Annotated in this window: 20 protein-coding genes and 1 pseudogene; 6 read left to right on the forward strand and 15 right to left on the reverse strand. The window is 37.6% G+C overall.

The features are described from left to right. Nucleotides 1-14: 14 nt before the first annotated feature. Nucleotides 15-671, reverse strand: coding sequence for a DUF421 domain-containing protein (locus BWGOE10_RS22105; RefSeq protein ID WP_070144969.1), 657 nt, complete (start codon nt 669-671; stop codon nt 15-17). A 103-nt stretch (nt 672-774) separates the two neighbouring features. On the opposite strand from BWGOE10_RS22105, the gene BWGOE10_RS22110 reads away from it, so the two are divergent. Further along, entirely contained in the window at nt 775-1,158 is a 384-nt protein-coding gene (locus BWGOE10_RS22110; protein ID WP_070144970.1) for a TIGR04086 family membrane protein, read from the forward strand. Nucleotides 1,159-1,195: 37 nt separating this feature from the next. Here the strand turns inward: BWGOE10_RS22110 and yajC are convergent, their stop codons facing one another. Genes yajC through ruvA form a run of 6 tightly spaced genes read right to left on the reverse strand, consistent with a single transcriptional unit; the run spans nt 1,196 to nt 5,529 of the window. After that, nucleotides 1,196-1,456 carry a preprotein translocase subunit YajC gene (gene yajC, locus BWGOE10_RS22115; RefSeq protein ID WP_070144971.1) on the reverse strand — a complete coding sequence of 87 codons (261 nt, stop codon included), beginning with the start codon at nt 1,454-1,456 and terminating at the stop codon, nt 1,196-1,198. Between the two features lie 27 nt (nt 1,457-1,483). Beyond that, on the reverse strand, nt 1,484-2,623 hold the full coding sequence (gene tgt / locus BWGOE10_RS22120) for a tRNA guanosine(34) transglycosylase Tgt (protein ID WP_000125368.1): 1,140 nt from the start codon (nt 2,621-2,623) through the stop codon (nt 1,484-1,486). Between the two features lie 12 nt (nt 2,624-2,635). Continuing rightward, nucleotides 2,636-3,688 carry a tRNA preQ1(34) S-adenosylmethionine ribosyltransferase-isomerase QueA gene (gene queA / locus BWGOE10_RS22125; RefSeq protein WP_070144972.1) on the reverse strand — a complete coding sequence of 351 codons (1,053 nt, stop codon included), beginning with the start codon at nt 3,686-3,688 and terminating at the stop codon, nt 2,636-2,638. 19 nt (nt 3,689-3,707) lie between these two features. After that, nucleotides 3,708-3,908 (reverse strand): DUF2905 domain-containing protein, encoded by a 201-nt coding sequence (locus BWGOE10_RS22130; protein WP_000138161.1) that lies wholly within the window; start codon nt 3,906-3,908, stop codon nt 3,708-3,710. Continuing rightward, complete coding sequence (gene ruvB / locus BWGOE10_RS22135) at nt 3,905-4,906, reverse strand: Holliday junction branch migration DNA helicase RuvB (RefSeq protein WP_000344470.1); 1,002 nt, start codon at nt 4,904-4,906, stop codon at nt 3,905-3,907. The genes BWGOE10_RS22130 and ruvB overlap by 4 nt, the downstream gene beginning before the upstream one ends. A gap of 5 nt (nt 4,907-4,911) precedes the next feature. Next, complete coding sequence (gene ruvA, locus BWGOE10_RS22140; RefSeq protein WP_002122732.1) at nt 4,912-5,529, reverse strand: Holliday junction DNA helicase RuvA; 618 nt, start codon at nt 5,527-5,529, stop codon at nt 4,912-4,914. 189 nt (nt 5,530-5,718) lie between these two features. Here ruvA and BWGOE10_RS22145 point away from each other — a divergent pair, with 189 nt between their 5' ends. Beyond that, entirely contained in the window at nt 5,719-6,663 is a 945-nt protein-coding gene (locus BWGOE10_RS22145; RefSeq protein ID WP_070144973.1) for an iron-hydroxamate ABC transporter substrate-binding protein, read from the forward strand. 11 nt (nt 6,664-6,674) lie between these two features. Here BWGOE10_RS22145 and BWGOE10_RS22150 read toward each other — a convergent pair whose 3' ends face one another. Beyond that, nucleotides 6,675-7,190: a BofC C-terminal domain-containing protein gene (locus tag BWGOE10_RS22150; RefSeq protein ID WP_070144974.1), complete on the reverse strand. Its 516-nt coding sequence runs from the start codon at nt 7,188-7,190 to the stop codon at nt 6,675-6,677. Between the two features lie 432 nt (nt 7,191-7,622). On the opposite strand from BWGOE10_RS22150, the gene BWGOE10_RS22155 reads away from it, so the two are divergent. Next, entirely contained in the window at nt 7,623-8,066 is a 444-nt protein-coding gene (locus BWGOE10_RS22155; protein ID WP_081338198.1) for a branched-chain amino acid ABC transporter substrate-binding protein, read from the forward strand. Nucleotides 8,067-8,098: 32 nt separating this feature from the next. On the opposite strand, the gene BWGOE10_RS22160 is transcribed toward BWGOE10_RS22155, so the two are convergent. The 5 genes and pseudogenes from BWGOE10_RS22160 to nadB form a co-directional block, all read right to left on the reverse strand. Beyond that, nucleotides 8,099-8,746: a YhcN/YlaJ family sporulation lipoprotein gene (locus BWGOE10_RS22160; RefSeq protein ID WP_070144976.1), complete on the reverse strand. Its 648-nt coding sequence runs from the start codon at nt 8,744-8,746 to the stop codon at nt 8,099-8,101. A 2,005-nt stretch (nt 8,747-10,751) separates the two neighbouring features. Then, a pseudogene (safA, locus tag BWGOE10_RS34090) lies at nt 10,752-10,908 on the reverse strand (SafA/ExsA family spore coat assembly protein); the annotation flags it as partial. 225 nt (nt 10,909-11,133) lie between these two features. After that, entirely contained in the window at nt 11,134-12,240 is a 1,107-nt protein-coding gene (nadA, locus tag BWGOE10_RS22170) for a quinolinate synthase NadA (protein WP_070144978.1), read from the reverse strand. Nucleotides 12,241-12,270: 30 nt separating this feature from the next. Continuing rightward, the gene (gene nadC / locus BWGOE10_RS22175; protein ID WP_002112024.1) at nt 12,271-13,104 is read right to left on the reverse strand and encodes a carboxylating nicotinate-nucleotide diphosphorylase; all 834 of its coding nucleotides are present in this window, start codon (nt 13,102-13,104) and stop codon (nt 12,271-12,273) included. Nucleotides 13,105-13,123: 19 nt separating this feature from the next. Then, nucleotides 13,124-14,653: an L-aspartate oxidase gene (gene nadB, locus BWGOE10_RS22180; protein ID WP_070144979.1), complete on the reverse strand. Its 1,530-nt coding sequence runs from the start codon at nt 14,651-14,653 to the stop codon at nt 13,124-13,126. 263 nt (nt 14,654-14,916) lie between these two features. Between nadB and BWGOE10_RS22185 the strand changes: the two genes are divergently transcribed. From BWGOE10_RS22185 to BWGOE10_RS22195, 3 genes are all read left to right on the forward strand, one after another. Next, nucleotides 14,917-16,059 (forward strand): IscS subfamily cysteine desulfurase, encoded by a 1,143-nt coding sequence (locus BWGOE10_RS22185; RefSeq protein ID WP_070144980.1) that lies wholly within the window; start codon nt 14,917-14,919, stop codon nt 16,057-16,059. Continuing rightward, nucleotides 16,059-16,601, forward strand: coding sequence for a transcription repressor NadR (locus tag BWGOE10_RS22190; RefSeq protein WP_002122754.1), 543 nt, complete (start codon nt 16,059-16,061; stop codon nt 16,599-16,601). Before BWGOE10_RS22185 ends, BWGOE10_RS22190 begins: the two co-directional genes overlap by 1 nt. Before the next feature lie 86 nt (nt 16,602-16,687). Further along, nucleotides 16,688-17,335 (forward strand): MOSC domain-containing protein, encoded by a 648-nt coding sequence (locus BWGOE10_RS22195; RefSeq protein WP_070144981.1) that lies wholly within the window; start codon nt 16,688-16,690, stop codon nt 17,333-17,335. Between the two features lie 30 nt (nt 17,336-17,365). Here BWGOE10_RS22195 and BWGOE10_RS22200 read toward each other — a convergent pair whose 3' ends face one another. Together BWGOE10_RS22200 and pheA are read right to left on the reverse strand one after the other, a co-directional pair. Next, entirely contained in the window at nt 17,366-17,869 is a 504-nt protein-coding gene (locus BWGOE10_RS22200; protein ID WP_070144982.1) for a GNAT family N-acetyltransferase, read from the reverse strand. A 21-nt stretch (nt 17,870-17,890) separates the two neighbouring features. Next, the gene (gene pheA, locus BWGOE10_RS22205) at nt 17,891-18,742 is read right to left on the reverse strand and encodes a prephenate dehydratase (protein WP_070144983.1); all 852 of its coding nucleotides are present in this window, start codon (nt 18,740-18,742) and stop codon (nt 17,891-17,893) included.

Consider the following 18,742-nt stretch of genomic DNA (forward strand, 5'->3'; position numbering starts at 1 on the left):
AAAATGGTAAGCCTCTAATTTTCTTTCAAATCAACAAAAAATTGTCCATTTTGAAAACTACAATATACAATCTGTTTCACATCTTTATAACCTAGGTTATTCAGTTTCTCAACGAGCCATTCATCTGTATGTTCGATCATCTGCAAATGATTGTATTGAATTTCTCCATCAATAATTAGTGGGAGTGTAAAAATTGGTGTATCATTTTTGCTCTTTTTACTTTTTTGTTTTTGAAAGACAGATAACTTTCCAGATGGTTCTAAAATAGCGTATTCTACATCACGCACATCTCCGATTCCTTGCTCACGTAGTTGCATCAATAAATCATCTATGTTATATCGCTGCTTCCGCATCTTTTTTTCATCAATTTTACCTGCATTCACAAGAATCGCAGGCTCCCCTTCTATTAAATGCCGAAAACGCTGGAACTTTAATGAAATGACCGACAAAATGATTTGTATACACATTAGAAAAATCATTGGAACTAATTGATGCCAAAGTGATTTATCTGTATTTTCAATTGCCACTACAGCCATTTCACCGAGCATAATGAATACAACCAAATCTAATACACTTAATTCTCCAATTTCACGTTTACCCATAAGGCGAAAGATAATTAAAATGATTGTATACAAAAGCATTGTTCGTCCGATTATTGATACCCATTCCATTTCTGCACCCCCTTTTTTTACTTATAGGCTCCCCTACAAAAAAGAAACTAGTCTAACTTAAACAAAATGAAAATATGCTTGTATTAAAAAGGGGGAATGCATAATGGATGGAACGAAAAAATTATCGAGCGCAATCGGCTTCGGTATTATTACCCTATTAATCCTCGCATCTATTACAAGTATGATCATGGCTCTTTTATTAAAATTCACGAATATTAATGAAGGGACATTAGTAATTACTATTTTTATAATAGCCCTTCTATCTATGCTTATGTCTGGGTTTATTGCTGGTAAAAAGGCACAAGGAAAAGGTTGGCTAGTAGGGTTCACAACAGGCCTTACATTCACTCTTCTCGTCTTTCTCGTTAACTATTTAGGCTTCTCTCAAACTTTATCGAACTCACAGTTACTCTACCAATTAGCATTAATGGGTGCGAGTACACTCGGAGGTATTTTCGGTGTAAATATGTCAAAACAAAATAGTTAAAAAAAGGCCCTGCACATTTCATGCAGGGCCTTCATCATTAGTTTTTCACAACTTCACGAATCGCATTGCGATCGAAAGTTAAGTGTGAACCACCAGATTTAACAACGATTTTCGTTTCATCTACTGATTCAATTGTACCGTGTAAGCCACCAATTGTTACGATAGCATCACCTTTTGATAACTCATTTTGCATTTGAGCAACTGCTTTTTGACGCTTTTGTTGCGGGCGAATTAATAAGAAATAGAAAATCGCAAACATCGCAACAATCATAATGATATTCATCATACCTGGATTCATCTTTTGTTCCTCCTTTTAAATTATGTATTAGAAGTTTTTAGCATTCGGTTTATTAAAGCCATACTGTTCAAAGAACTCTTCGCGGAAATCGCCAAGACGGTCTTCACGAATAGCTTGTCTCACCTGCTCCATTAAGTTTAACAGAAAATGCAGGTTGTGATAAGACGTTAAACGAATTCCGAACGTTTCATCACATTTCATCAAGTGACGAATGTACGCACGAGAATAGTTTTTACATGTGTAGCAATCACAGTTCGGATCAAGCGGCCCGAAATCTCTAGCGAATTTCGCGTTTTTCACAACTAGACGGCCTTCACTTGTCATACATGTACCATTTCGAGCGATACGAGTTGGAAGTACACAGTCAAACATATCAACACCGCGAATTGCACCATCAATTAACGAGTCAGGAGAACCTACTCCCATTAAGTAACGTGGTTTATCATCAGGAAGAAGTGGTGTTGTAAACTCAAGAACACGATTCATAATATCCTTCGGTTCACCAACAGATAGACCGCCTATAGCATAGCCAGGGAAGTCCATTGAAACAAGATCTTTCGCACTTTGGCGACGAAGCTCTTCAAACTCTCCGCCCTGTACTATACCGAATAATCCTTGATCCTGTGGACGCTCATGCGCCTTTAAGCAACGTTCTGCCCAGCGGCTCGTACGCTCTACAGACTTTTTCATGTATTCAAAAGTAGCTGGGAACGGTGGACACTCATCAAATGCCATCATGATATCTGAACCTAATGCATTTTGAATTTCCATCGCTTTTTCTGGTGATAAGAATAATTTATCTCCATTTAAGTGGTTACGGAAATGAACACCTTCTTCTTCAATACGGCGGAAGTCACTTAAGCTAAATACTTGGAAACCACCAGAATCCGTTAAAATTGCACGATCCCAGTTCATAAATTTATGCAAACCGCCTGCTTCGCGTACAATTTCATGACCTGGACGTAACCATAAGTGATACGTATTACTTAAAATAATGCCAGAATCCATCGCTTTTAATTCTTCTGGTGACATCGTTTTAACTGTTGCAAGTGTACCAACTGGCATAAATGTTGGTGTATCAAATGAACCGTGTGGCGTATGTACTCGACCTAAACGCGCACCCGTTTGTTTACAAGTTTTAATAAATTCATAACGAATTGCTGTCATAATTTACTCCTTTTATTTGTTTCTCATTTTAGCGTGAGATGCAACGAACATCGCATCACCGAAGCTAAAGAAACGATATTTTTCTTTTACTGCTTCATTATAAGCATGAAGTACACTATCTCTATTTGCAAATGCACTTACAAGCATAATTAATGTTGATTTCGGCAAATGGAAGTTTGTAATTAAACCATCAATTGCTTTAAATTCATATCCTGGGTACATAAAAATATCTGTCCAGCCAGAAGCGGCGCAAAGCTTACCACTATGATCTGTCGCAATCGTTTCTAACGTACGAGTTGATGTCGTACCTACTGTAATAATACGTCCGCCATTCTCTTTCACGCGGTTTAATAACGCAGCTGTCTCTTCAGACATATGGTAATACTCTGCGTGCATATGATGCTCTTCAATCGTATCTGCAGAAACTGGTCTAAATGTTCCAAGTCCTACATGGAGTGTAATGAATGCTAACCCGACACCTTTTTGCTTCAATTTCTCGAGTAACTCTTCTGTAAAGTGAAGTCCAGCCGTCGGTGCTGCTGCTGAACCTATTTCCTTCGCATATACCGTTTGATAACGATCGCGATCTTCTAGCGTCTCTTTAATATATGGAGGAAGTGGCATTTCTCCAAGCTCGTCTAAAATTTCATAAAAGATGCCGTCATATGAAAACTCAAGTTGACGCCCACCTTGATCTGCTGTTCCAATGCAAGTTGCTTTTAACTTTCCTTCACCAAAAGAGATGACAGTTCCTTCTTTTACACGCTTCGCTGGCTTTATAAGCGTTTCCCACTTATCGCCTTCTTCTTGTTTCAAAAGAAGCACTTCAATGTGTGCACCTGTATCTTCTTTCACACCGTGCAAGCGAGCAGGCATAACTTTCGTTTCATTTAAAACTAAGCAATCCCCCTCATGTAAGTAAGAAAGAATGTCCGTAAAATGTTTATGCTCAATATCTCCTGTTTCACGGTCTAACATCATCAATCTTGATGTTTCACGCTCTTCAAGCGGAATTTGTGCAATGAGCTCTTCTGGTAAATGAAAATCAAACAGATTAATATCCATAACTGTATCCACCTATTTCTTATTTGAATCGATTTATTATATACATAATAAAAGATAATGCAATACTTAACACAATACATGTAATGATAGGAAAATAAAAGGTAACGTTACCTTTTTTCACAAAAATATCGCCTGGAAGCCTTCCAATGAACTTCCAAGCTAATCCAACAACAATGAGCAAAATACCAGCTGTAATAAGCAGCTTTGGCATCTCCGTCATACTTTTGGCATCTCCATTCCGAAATGCTCATATGCGAGCGGCGTTACGATCCGGCCTCTTGGCGTTCTTTGTAAAAAGCCAATTTGTAATAAATACGGCTCATACACATCTTCAATCGTATGCGATTCTTCCCCAATCGTTGCTGAAACAGTTTCTAATCCAACTGGACCACCGCGGAACTTTTCAATAATACCAAGCAGTAATTTATGATCGATATGATCAAGTCCTAATTTATCTACTTGCAATAGTTCTAACGCCATTTGTGTAATTTCCATCGCAATCGTTCCGTCACTGCGAACTTGTGCGAAGTCACGTACACGTCGTAATAGACGATTCGCAATACGAGGTGTACCACGGGCACGTCTTGCAATTTCTAATGCAGCTAACGAATCTATTTCAACTTCAAACACTTCTGCTGTACGTTCTACAATCGCAGAAAGCTGATCTACTGTATAGTACTCTAATCGTGAAAGTACACCAAAACGGTCACGAAGTGGTGCTGATAATGCACCTGCACGCGTCGTTGCCCCAACTAGCGTAAATGGAGGTAAATCTAGACGTACAGAGCGAGCTGACGGTCCTTTCCCAATAACGATATCAAGGCAAAAGTCTTCCATCGCTGGGTATAACACTTCTTCAATAGATCTATGCAAACGATGAATTTCATCAATAAATAATACATCCCCAGGCTGAAGTGCTGTTAATACAGCCGCTAAATCTCCTGGTCTTTCAATTGCAGGACCTGACGTTGTTCGAATGTTAACACCCATTTCATTGGCAATAATATTCGCAAGCGTCGTTTTACCAAGTCCAGGTGGTCCATATAAAAGTACGTGATCTAACGTTTCTTCACGCATTTTCGCCGCTTCGATAAACACTTCTAAATTATGTTTCGCTTTATCTTGGCCAATATACTGACGGAGCGTCTGTGGCCGTAATGAATACTCTAAATCCGCATCTTCGTATCCAGATTCCCCTGAAAGGAGACGTTCGTCCATTATACTCACCTCTTACCATTTAGTAAAAGACTAAGTGCCTTTTTAATATATTGATCCGTTGTAAGTGATTCTTTTAATAATTCTGGTACAACGCGAGAAACTTCTCTCTCCGCGTAACCAAGTGCTCTTAGTGCTTCAAGCGCCTCATCAAGCTCAGTTGATGAACCTTTCTTCTGATCAAAACTTTCGACATCTGAGAACAGATCAACAAATGCATCTGGCACGACATCTGCTAGTTTTCCTTTTAAGTCTAAAATCATTTGGCGTGCCGTTTTCTTTCCGACACCTGGGAATTTCACTAAAAACTTCTCATCTTCATGTTCAATCGCTTGAACGACCTGTCCTGTTTGACCAGAAGCTAAAATTGCAAGAGCACCTTTCGGTCCAATCCCCGATACACCTAACAATTTTGTAAATAGTAAACGCTCTTCACGTGTTTTAAATCCGTAAAGTGCCATAATATCTTCTCTCACATAATGATATGTATAGACACGAATTTCTTGCTTACTTCTTTGAAATACATACGGATTTGGTGTGAAAATTTGATAGCCAATTCCATTATGATCAATTACGACATATTCCGGTCCTACATACTCCACGTAACCTGTAACATATTCAAACAAAATACGATCTCTCCCTCTCAAATCATGTATTCCATTTTAACATATTTAACAATAGAAAAGCGAGACTACCCCAACAAATGTTCCCTATTTGAAATTTCCGTTTTTTTCTATTGACATAAAGACAGAAAGAACATTACTATACAGATGTCGATAATGATTATCAATACTAATTAAAGGGGTTACATCAGGATGAAACAAAGGCTATTTATTTTATTTACTATTATGCTAGTTGTTCTTTCTATTGTTGGCTGTTCTTCTCAAAATGAAGAATCAAAAGCAAAAGAACAACCAAAAACGAAAGTTGTAAAACACGCTAAAGGGGAAGCGACAATTCCAGTTAATCCAAAGAGAATTGTTGACTTATCTGGATCAACAGAGGAATTATTAATCCTTGGACATAAACCTGTTGGCACAGCAAACACATATAAAGATAAAATCCAAAATCACTTAACAGACAAGCTAGACGGAGTAAAAGCAGTCGGCTGGTACTGGGCGCCTAAAGTTGATTTAGAAGCTGTTACTGCTTTAAAACCAGACTTAATTATTTTAAACAATCGTCAATTGAAAATTTATGATCAACTAGAAAAAGTGGCACCGACAGTTGTTCTAGAAACAAATCTAGAAGACTGGCGCGGTAAGTTTAAAGAAGTAGGTAAACTATTTGGCGAAGAAAAGAAAGCAGACAAATGGATTGCAGACTACGATAAAAAAGCAGACTCTTTATCTAAAAAAATTAAAGAAAAAACAAAAGATGAGAACTTTATGTTCGTTGCAGTAACACCACAAAACTTCCGTGTATACGGTAGCTTCGGGTATGGAGATATCATCTTTAATGATTTAAAGCTTCCAGCAACAAAAGGTACAGATTTAAAACAAACGATGGCACAAGTATCACTAGAAGGTCTTGTTGCATTCCAGCCTGATCAAATGTTTATTGTAAACTTCGGCGGAGAAGCTGATAAAGTATACGAAGACTATAAAAACAGTGCCGTTTGGAAAGATAATAAAGCAGTAAAAAACAATCACGTATATGAAGTATCGAATGAAGTCTTCAATACGAAAGCATTCAATCCAATCGGAAAAGATATGCTAATTGATGAAATCGCAAAAGAGATTTTAGCTAAGAATAAATAAGAAAAAGCAGCTCACCCTGAGCTGCTTTTTTTCTTATTTTGCACTGCGTACTGCTTCATTTTTTCGATTGTCTTTACAAAACCTTCTTTTGATTTTATGCGAATACCACGTTTCAATTCCGCACGCTCATAACTTTCAAGCTTTTTCATATCAATTTGAAAGAAGGAATGGATCGCGTTATCACTTTTCGGTACCCCTTTGAAAATTTGCAATATCCCTTCCTCTGAAACACCAAAATAACCGCTCGTTTTCAGTAAAGGAGAAATATCATCAACTTTCCTTTGTAATACGATTTGCACATCATCACGATCAACAAGTTGCCATTCTTTATACTGCTGCAAAAACTGCTCCAAATTCACTACTTTTTCCGTAAGTATTTCCTCACTTACTTCTCCATCAACATACATACGCTCTAATAAAATTGTAACTTCAGGTTCTTTTTCTGTTACTTCTGCCCTCACATCGGATCCATAAGCTAAGCAAAACATCACAACGAAAGCTTGCACTGCAATTAGCATCCATTTCATTTCCGTTCACCTCTTCTAGGCAAAATCATACTTTCATTTGTAGCTTTTCCGGAAATGGGGGTTTTATCCATATAAACAATTGCATTAAATTTCTAAGGAAAATAAAAAATGCAGATAAGGGTTAATCCTCATCTGCATGTATCATTTACTTTTATATAAAATGAAAGACGCCTGCAAAGCAGGCGTCTTGATGCGTTTACGGCGAGAAACCAGGCGACCACATTCGCGTGTTTAGCACTTAAGCATATCTCTCGTCTTACGTAAATTAGCTCATCGCTTTGCTAATATAACATTAATAGAGTATAAGTGCAACATGTTTATAAAAACATTTCATTTCCTCTTCCATCCAGATAATTTTATGTAAATTATAAATTGATAATTGTAACATATATGTTACAATTAGTATAACAGCGAAATCATAATAAACAGGGGATGGATATTGTGAAAAAAATAAGGGATGAACGTCTCATTCTTCAAACATTAAAAAACATACGTATTGTCTTTATTTTTCAATACATTGGAGTAATTGGAATTTTAGGCTATATCGGATTCACTGAAGGAATGGATCAAATTACGAAATCTCCACTATGGCTATTATTTATTCTTACAAGTATGTTATTTAGTTATTTACAGTTAAGTGTTTCAATAGATGTAGAAGAAAGTGAAAAGGAAATAAAGTTAACTCCTTATTACAAACTTGTCTTACGCTCTCTTATTGTTGGAATTATCATAGCTATTATTTATATCATTTTCAGTCCAGAAAGACCTCTGTTTGAAGCCATTCTAACAGGTAGCATTTTCTTCATATGCTTTTTAGTTTCTTACTCCGTTAGTTATTTTATTAAAAAACGTCGTTTGCAAGACGAAGATGAATAAAGAGGAAGGGCTATCCCTTCCTCTTTGATTTGTTATCGTACTGTACCAGTCAGACCGTAACGAATATCCCGGAACATATTTGTTATGTCACGATTAAAATCGTTTGTAGCTGTACCATTACGTAGACGTGTACTCATTGCGTCGACACGAGTAAACATGTCATTTCTTACAGAAACATATACGTTTCTATTTCCAACTTCATTCGCAACAGCTTGACGAATTTCGTTCGCCATCGCTGTTTCATTTGTCGCTGGATTACGTGGTTTTACCGCAATCGCTACATCGTTTCCATATACAACTGTAGAAACTCGATCTACGTTATTCATACGTTTTACACGATTCGTAATTTTCTCCGCAGTTTTACCATCATTGTTAATGTATGAATTATTCATTGTAATATTACGAGTTGGATGCGGATTAGCAATTTGCCCATTGTAATTTACATCACGGTAATAATTATTATATCCTGTATCGTTACGACCATTTTTATATGTTACATAATCTGTATAACGATCGTTACGCGCTACATTATCACGATACTGGTGTGTATCATTATAAGATGTACGCTCGTAATTATAGTTACGTCCATCCATCGCATTATTATCTTTCGGTGTACCACATGCAGCTAATGCACTGGTAACTAACAAAGAAGCAGCAATCACTTTTACTTTCGTATTCAATACAAAAACCCCCCTTGTTAGAATGAACTTCTCTTTCGAAAAGCTCCCCCTTATGATGAGTAACAAAGAGGGTTTTTACACTGTTAATATTTCACTAGGAATTTTCTAGCACTTAATGTAAATTCACCATATTCCTGACTATCATAAATACAAAAAAGGCGGGAATAACCCCACCTTTTTTAAACTTCCTCTTCGTCCTCTTCTTCTGAAACTGGTTCTCCAAATACATTTGGTGGGTCCGGCTGATAATACATCGTTCCTGGCTGCGGTGCATATGCTGGCTGAGTCGGTTGATAATATAAAGGATTGGCGTATTGTGGTCCACCCGGTTGCGGACTATATAACCTACTCTCTCCTCCGCATCCACAATTTTCTTCCCCTTGCACGAGTGGTGGCATATTATTATCCATTGGCATCATATTTGGATTTGGCATAGAAGTATATTGCGGCGCCATTTGTTGATACGGCATTTGATTGTATGGATTTTGTTGCTGATAATGCGGATATGGTGGCATCATTGGCTGTTGATACGGCATTTGATATGGCATCATATTCGGTGGTTGATTGTTATCCATTATTGGCATCATGTTCGGCATTTGGTTGTTATCCATTATCGGCATCATGTTTGGCATTTGGTTGTTATCCATTATCGGCATCATGTTTGGCATTTGGTTGTTATCCATTATCGGCATCACGTTTGGCATTTGGTTGTTATCCATTATCGGCATCACGTTTGGCATTTGGTTGTTATCCATTATCGGCATCACGTTTGGCATTTGGTTGTTATCCACTATCGGCATCATGTTTGGCATTTGATTATTATCCATTATCGGCATCATGTTCGGCATTTGGTTGTTATCCATTATCGGCATCATGTTCGGCATTTGATTGTTATCCATTATCGGCATCATGTTTGGCATTTGATTGTTATCCATTATCGGCATCATGTTTGGCATTTGGTTGTTATCTATTATTGGCATTATGTTTGGTATTGGATTATTATCCATTATCGGCATCATATTTGGTGGTTGATTATTATCCATTATCGGCATTATGTTTGGTGGCTGGTTATTATCCAACATTGGCATTATGTTTGGCACTTGAATATTTGGCGGTATTACTTGTGGGATAACGACATTTTCTTTTGATACGTTCGGCGATACCATATTCCCTACATTTTCTTTCTTTACTTGTGGCGATACTATATTTCCTACATTTTCTTTCTTTACTTGTGGCGATACTATATTCCCTACATTTTCTTTCTTTACTTGTGGCGATACTATATTCCCTACATTTTCTTTCTTTACTTGCGGCGATACTATATTCCCTACATTTTCTTTCTTTACTTGTGGCGATACTATATTCCCTACATTTTCTTTCTTTACTTGTGGCGATACTATATTCCCTACATTTTCTTTCTTTACTTGTGGCGATACATTTCCTATATTCTCTTTTTTCGTTTGCGGAGAAATGACGTTGTTAGGCTTCATTTTATTAATTTGAGGAGCAATTAACTCGCTTCCCTTTTTTATTACGTCTGAAATTTTATATTCTTTTTTCGATTTAATTGGCGGTTGCGGCGGTTGCGGTAATACATTAATGGAAAACTTAGTATTTTCTTTCGTAGTCGGTTTTAGTTTTTCTACTTTCTCTACAACAGGTGGTTTTTGAATGACAGGCGGCTTTTCAACTGGTTTCTCTTTTTGTACTTCTTTTTGTGGCTGCACCTGTACTTCTTTTTGCGGTTTCACTTGCATTTCTTTTTGTGGTTTTACCTGCATTTCTTTTTGCGGCTTCACCTGTATTTCTTTTTGCGGTTTTACCTGCATTTCTTTTTGCGTTTGTTGCATAGCTGGTTGCTGTGTAATAGGTGCTGATTGGTACATAATTTCATCTTCATCTTCTATTCCAAGTGGAGTTGGTGTTGATGCAAACTCTTTTTGCTGTACCTCTTTTACATATTGTTTCGGGGGCGCTGAACCCGATCCAGTCTGTTGTTTCACATGAACGCTATTCGATGGCACTTTAATTTTCATCCCTGGCATAATTAGGTCTGGATTACTAAGCTGTGTATTTGTTTTTTTTAGCGTTTCAAAATCCACTCCGTACTTTTTTGCAATTTTCCAAAGGGTCTCCCCTTTTTGCACGATATGAATTTTCAAATTTTCCCCCTCCTGTATAACTTATCTATAAGTAAAAAACACTTTGAAGTAACACTTTCTAAACAACATTAACTTCTTTTACTTTTATCACTTCTTCTATTTTCAATATGATTCGAAGTGGAATAAGCATAGAAAAATCGCAATGATTTCCTCAACACAATGTATGCCTCTTTCATTCTTGTTATGATTATATGTACGAAAAAAAGCAACGGAAATTCCGCTGCTTTAAACACGCTCTAACATACGATTTAATGCAAGAACTGCCTCTTCTGTTACTTGATTCTCTACACGAATAACGTTAATTTGTTCTCCTCTTTCTATGTTCTCAAGTGCCCATAACAGGTGAGGTAGGTCAATTCGGTTCATTGTTAAACAAGGACACATAAACGGATTTAGCGAAATAATTTCTTTATCAGGATGTTGCTGAATAATTCGGTTCACTAAATTCATCTCTGTACCAATCGCCCACTTACTTCCCGCTGGAGCAGCTTCAATCATATCAATAATATATTTCGTTGATCCTGCATAGTCAGAAGCGGCAACAACTTCATAACAACATTCAGGGTGAACAATAATATTCATATCCGGATGATTTTTTCGCACATTTTCAATATTTTTCACAGTGAAGTTTTGATGAACAGAACAATGGCCTTTCCATAAAATCACTTGAATTTCTTCTATATCTCCATCGTACTCTAATGAATCTGTATGCGGGTTCCACACTGCCATTTTTTCTAACGGAATACCTAAATCATACGCTGTATTTCTTCCTAAATGTTGGTCTGGTAAAAAGACGAGACGCTCTTTTTGTGTAAACGCCCAAGACACCATTTGTTTTGCGTTAGAAGAGGTTACTGTTGCCCCTCCATTACGACCACAAAACGCTTTGATTGCAGCTGTTGAATTTACATATGTTAATGGAATCATCGTATCCCCAAATAATTTCGTGAGCTCTTTCCACGCTCTTTCTGTTTGTTCAATATCTGCCATATCTGCCATAGAACAGCCGGCACGCATATCTGGTAAGATGACAATTTGATCATCTGTCGTTAACATATCTGCCGTTTCTGCCATAAAGTGCACACCACAAAACACAATATATTTTGCCTCTTTATTATTCGCTGCAACTTGCGCAAGTTGCAGCGAGTCCCCTGCTGCATCTGAAAATTGCACCACTTCATCTTTTTGATAATGATGTCCTGGAATAAATAGTAATGCCCCCATTTTTTCTTTAATTTCACGGACACGCTCTTCCATCTCTAATGTAGACATCGTTTGATAACGCTCTGGTAACATTACTTCGATTGGCTGAACTTTCTCTAAAATACCCATTTATGATTCTCCCCCTCTAAACCACTCTCATTACGCCTCAATATTAAAACTAATATCAAGTGCTTTCACTGAATGTGTTAACGCTCCAAGTGAAATATAATCTACCCCTGTTTTTCCATATTTTGATAAATCTTCAATTGTAATACCACCTGAAGCTTCCGTAACGATGGCACTTGGTACAATTTTTGAAAACTCACGAATCTCTTCTGGCGTACGATTATCGAACATAATAACATCTGCGCCGGCCTCTACCGCTTCTCTTACTTGCGCCTCTGTCTCTGTTTCGACTTCTACTTTCACCATATGTCCCAATCTTTCTTTCACCGATGTAACAGCTTTTGTAATCGAGCCAGCAAAAGCAATATGATTGTCTTTAATCATGACACCATCATATAAACCGAATCTGTGGTTAAATCCACCTCCGCACACTACCGCATATTTATCAAACATACGTAGTCCTGGCATCGTTTTTCTCGTATCACAAATGCGTGTATGACTGCTATCTAAAGCAAAAACCGCCTTACGTGTCATCGTCGCTATCCCGCTCATACGCTGAATAACGTTTAATATAACGCGCTCTGCCGTTAATAATGATGCGATTGGGCCTTGCACGGTTGCAATTATTTCACCTTTTTCTACAAGATCCCCATCTTTTTTATGAAGTTCAACTTCAATTCTCTGATCAATTAATTTAAATCCTTCTTCAATTACTAAGCGCCCTGCAAATACCCCTGTATCCTTTACAAGAAACGTTCCTTTCGCAAGTGCATTATCGGGAAAGATAAGCTGAGATGTTACATCTCTTTCTCCTATATCTTCTAGAAAAAATCGATTTAATGCTTCCTTAACTTTTAACGTATTCATAAAACCCCTCTTCCCCTTATTAAACAAGTTGTAGTTTTCTTCTCACTCGAATAATCTCTTTTTTCACGCTATTTCTTTCTGGATAATCAATGCGATAATGACCACCAATACTTTCTTCTCTTTGCAAAGCTGATACTGTTATAAGCTCACAAACTGTTAACATATTAATAAGCGTTATCTCTTCATTTGTCAGTGCATCGTATTGTAAAATCATATTTCGCACACCGTACCTACCAAACCATCTCTGAGCATATGATAAATTTTTCTCAGTTCGTACAATCCCAACATACTTCATCATGTATTCTTGTATTTCTTCTTTCAACGGTAAATCATTAAGAGCTATAAAACTTTTTTCTCTCTCTTCTGATATACTTTTTCTTTCTTGTGCTGGTTTAGCTAAAATGTATTTTCCTATTCGTCTTCCAAACACAAGACCTTCTAATAATGAATTACTCGCCAATCTATTCGCACCATGAACTCCATTACACGCCACTTCACCGACCGCATATAAGTTTGGAATGGACGTCTCTCCGTCACAATCTGTCTTCACGCCGCCCATATGAAAATGAGCACCCGGTACGACTGGAATAAGGTTTCCTTTTAAATCAACACCATTCTTTGTACATAATGATGAGACGGTCGGAAAACGTTGTTCAAAGTTTTGAATTGTTTCGATGTTTAAGTACACTGTTTCACCCGCAAGAAGTTGTTCATGAATAGCCCTTGCTACTACATCACGCGGTGCGAGATCTTTCCCGGGATGTATATCCATCATAAAACGCTGTCCTTTTGCATTTATAAGGACAGCTCCTTCACCACGGACTGCTTCAGAAACGAGACCACAACATCGCCCGTCCACGTATAACATTGTCGGATGAAATTGTACAAATTCTAAATCAACAAGTTCTCCCCCAGCTCGATATATCATCGCAAGTCCATCGCCTGTAATTGTCTCATCGTTCGACGTAAAGGAGTACAAACCACCAATCCCTCCTGATGCTAACACCGTATTATCAGCATAGTAACGCTTCAGCTTCCCTTCACTATTTCGCGTTAAAGCTCCTATGCATTTATTATTTTCTATAATAAAATCGAGCACCATTTCATGCTCAACGACAGTAACATTCGGAACTACTTCTTGTATTAAATGCTCTAATAAATTTTTACCAGTTGCATCTCCTCCCGCATGTAAAATACGCCGTTTTCGATGCGCTCCTTCTTTACCAAGGTGGAGCCCTTTTTCATCCCCATCAAATTTCATTCCATTTGTAATAAGCTTACTTATTTCTTTCGGCCCCTCTTCAACTAAATAACGAACTGCTTCTTCGTTGTTATAATGGCAACCTGCCACTAATGTATCTTCAAAATGCCCACTCGGATCGTCATATGTAGCAACAGCTGCTGCAATTCCTCCTTGAGCTAAATGTGTATTGTTATTACGTCCTGTTTTTTTTGTGATAATCATCACATTCTTTTCGTGACAAAGCTCTTTCGCAACACGAAGCGCTGCAACGCCACTTCCAATAATCAAGACATCTGCACTTGGCATAATTGTTGCCTCCTACTTTACACTTTTCAACTGTCTTGACACCTATATTTACATAGTTTTAAAATAATGACAAGAGTTTTTTTACAATTCTTATTTTCACTACCATTCTAAAAACGAAAATAAAGTGAAACTTTAATCAGTGGGGCTTTTACGGGCAGCCCGACTCCCACCTAACTTCCTCGCATTCGCCAAATTTTGAGGCGGGAGTCTTACTGCCCGTTAACGCGGGACAAATGTCACTCTTACTGAAGAGAGGAAATTATATGATGATATATCTAGATTATGCAGCGACAACACCTATGAGCGAAGAAGCTTTAGAAACATATGTAGAAGCAGCAAAGAAATATTTCGGAAATGAACAAAGTTTACACGATATCGGCGGAAGCGCATCATCTTTATTACAAGTTTGTAGAGAAACATTTGCAGAAATGATTGGGGGTAAGGAACAAGGTGTATTCTTTACAAGCGGCGGTTCAGAATCTAACTACCTTGCGATTCAATCCCTTCTAAATGCTAGAAATGGAAAGCACATTATTACGACACCTATGGAACACGCATCGATTCGAAGTTATTTTCACTCCTTACAATCGCAAGGTTATACTATTACTGAGATTCCAGTTGATAAAAGCGGGATAATTCATTTAGTAGATTTAGAAGCAGCTATTACGGAAAATACTGTTCTAGCAAGTATACAGCATGGAAACTCTGAAATCGGGACCGTTCAAAACATTGCAGAGATTGGAGCACTTTTAAAAAAATATAATGTTTTATTTCATTCGGATTGTGTTCAAACGTTTGGTAAACTTCCAATAGACGTTACAGCGATGGAGATTGATAGTCTCTCTGTTTCAGCCCATAAAATATACGGACCAAAAGGAGTTGGAGCTTGCTATATAAATCCGCAAGTTCGCTGGGAACAAATATTCCCTGGAACTTCTCATGAAAAAGGCTTTCGCCCTGGTACAGTGAACGTTCCTGGGATCGCTGCTTTTTTAACAGCCGCAGAGCATATATTAAAGAATCAAAAGGAAGAGAGCTTTCGTTTTAAACAATTACGATCTTATTTTTTAAAGCAATTACAAACACTTCCTCTAGAAATTGAAGTGAAAGGACATTCTACTTCTTGTTTACCACATATTATTGGGGTTACAATAAAAGGAATAGAAGGTCAGTATACAATGTTAGAATGTAACCGTCATGGTATAGCCATTTCAACTGGAAGTGCTTGCCAAGTCGGTAAACAAGACCCTTCAAAAACAATGCTTGCAATTGGAAAAACGTATGAAGAGGCAAAACAATATGTCCGCTTTTCTTTCGGACATCACACAACGAAAGAACAAATTGATACAACTATTCATGCACTACACACAATTGGAAATCAATTTTATAGAGGTGTTAAATCATAATGAAACAAAATGATCAAAAAAAGATTTTAGGCGAAGAAAGACGACAACTCATCCTCGAGTGGCTTCTTGCTGCAAATGAACCGTTATCAGGGAATGAGCTATCTAAAAAGACAAACGTAAGTAGGCAAGTTATCGTTCAAGACATTTCCTTACTAAAAGCACGAAATGAACCAATTATTGCAACTGCACAAGGGTATTTATATTTAAAACCACAAACAAGACAACAAGCTTTTGAACGCGTAATCGTATGCCAACATAAACCAGCCGAAGTACGTCAAGAACTTACCATGTTAGTTGACCACGGCGTTACAATTAAAGACGTAAAAGTTGAGCATCCTGTATACGGCGACTTAACAGCATCGATTATGGTAAGTAATCGCTTTGATGTAGAGCAATATTTACAAAAAATCGAAAACACAAACGCTTCCTATCTGTCGCAACTAACAGATGGTATTCACTTACATACAATCGAAGCAGATTCTAAAGAGAAATTAGATGCCGCTTGTGATGCACTAGATCGAGCTGGATTTCTCGTTTATTAATATAAAGCACAGAGTTTTTTATCATACTCTGTGCTTTATTTTTGTAAATGTTATAATATTGTAAACAATTATAAAGGGGATTAAATATGGGAATCGAACTCGTTCACTTTAGCACCGGTAAACCGAAACAAATGAAATATGGCGAAGATAAAGAAATGATTACTGGTATATGTAAAGAACTTACAGAAGAAGCTTTTCTCTCAAAAGACGGCTTCCGTGGTGATGATGTAGCAGATTTAAAGCATCATGGCGGGCCTGATCGTGCTGTTTGTGTGTATCCATATGAACATTACGCACTATGGGAAAAAGAATTTCAAACAACGCTCCCAGCTTCCACATTTGGCGAAAACATTACGGTAACAAATATGTTAGAGCGTGATGTATGCATCGGAGATACATATCAACTAGGCGAAGCAATCATTCAAGTAACACAAGCTCGCGTACCTTGTAGCACAATTTCAAAACGCCTCAGTATTCCTGGCATATTGCCACGTATTGTAGCAACTGGATATACTGGCTACTTATGCCGTGTTCTTCAGGAAGGTACTGTGCGTAAAGATTCTAAAATTACATTACTAGAGCGTCCATCAAACAATGTATCTGTTTTGTTCTCTAACGAAATTTATTTTCATAATAAGAAAGATAAAGATGGCATTGAGAAGATTCTTGCTGTACCAGAACTAGCTGATATTTGGCGTGGTCAGTTAGAGGATCGGCTTGTGAAGTTAAAATAAAAAATCCCACCTTTTATAGGTGGGATTTTATTAATCTATCAATATTGCATCTCTTGCTTCAATAGAATAGACTGCTTGCTCTGCGCCAAACCGATAATACGTTTGGATTAACTTCATACGTAACCGTTTTAAAAGCTTACGTGAAGGTATATTGGCCATTTGTGTTACTGCAATTACTTTTGATAAATGTAATTCCTGAAAACCATACTGAATTATTGCTTGAACAGCTTCTGTTGCATAGCCAGCTCCCCAAAACATCGGCAAAAATTGATAGGATACTTCAATATCCTGATTAACATCATTTAGGTCGAGCGATACTACTCCCAAAAACGCTTTTGTTTTCTTCTCCTTAACAATCCAATACCAACAGTTTTCTTCAGGATGCAACATATCATTCAAAACATCTCTAATCGACTCTTCTTCACGCGGTCCACCAAGATATTTTCTCACTTCTTCATTTAAATATAGTTCTCTTATATTTTCGTAATCTAATTTATGAACTGTGTCTAATAAACAACGTTTCGTTTCAAGCAAGTTTAACAGCCTCCCCGCTTCTTACAACCAATAAGAAGAATAACTCCCCAGCACAGTAACAGAAAAACCGAGTGCTTCAAGTTCCATCGTTACACCTGGCAATAATACGTCATCGTATGCTTTGTCGACATCGATTAAGAAAAAGTAATTTCCAAGACCTGTTTTCATCGGGCGAGATTCGATTTTTGATAAGTTTAATTTTCTCCATGCAAAAGCTGATAACACTTGATATAGCGCTCCTGCATAATCCGCAGGTAACGTTATCATAAGCGTCGTTTTCTCCCCGCGATTTTCTCCGTTGTTCGGGAGTACTGCTTTCTTTTTCTTATGCAGAACAAGGAAACGCGTATGATTGTTTTTGTGCGTATGAATGTCATGCCTTACAATTGTTAATCCGTATTTTTCTGCCGCTGCTTCATTTGCAATGGCGGCGATTTTTTCTTCAGGATGTTCTTTCACATATTGCGCAGCTGCACTGGTTGATGTCATATCTCGGACGGTTATCCCTTTTAATTCTTCATTTAAAAACTTATGACATTGTGCAATAGCATGTGGATGAGAATGCACTGCATATACTTCTTTCCACACTTCTGCATACTGCGGATGCACAAGTAAGTGTTGCTGAATTGGCACTGTAATTTCCCCTACAATAGAAAGCGGCTGCTCATGTACAAGATAATCAACCGTTATATTCACCGAACCTTCTATTGCGTTTTCTAGTGGTACGACTGCATAATCTACACTTTCATTTGCGGCTGCATCTATACAATCAGGAATCGTTCGATACGGTACATGCTCTGCTTCCGGAAAAAAACGACTCACCGCCATATTTGTAAATGTTGCTTCTGGTCCTAAATACCCTACTCGAATCAT

This window comes from Bacillus mycoides (genome assembly GCF_001757995.1).
GTDB classification, from domain to species: domain Bacteria; phylum Bacillota; class Bacilli; order Bacillales; family Bacillaceae_G; genus Bacillus_A; species Bacillus_A mycoides_B.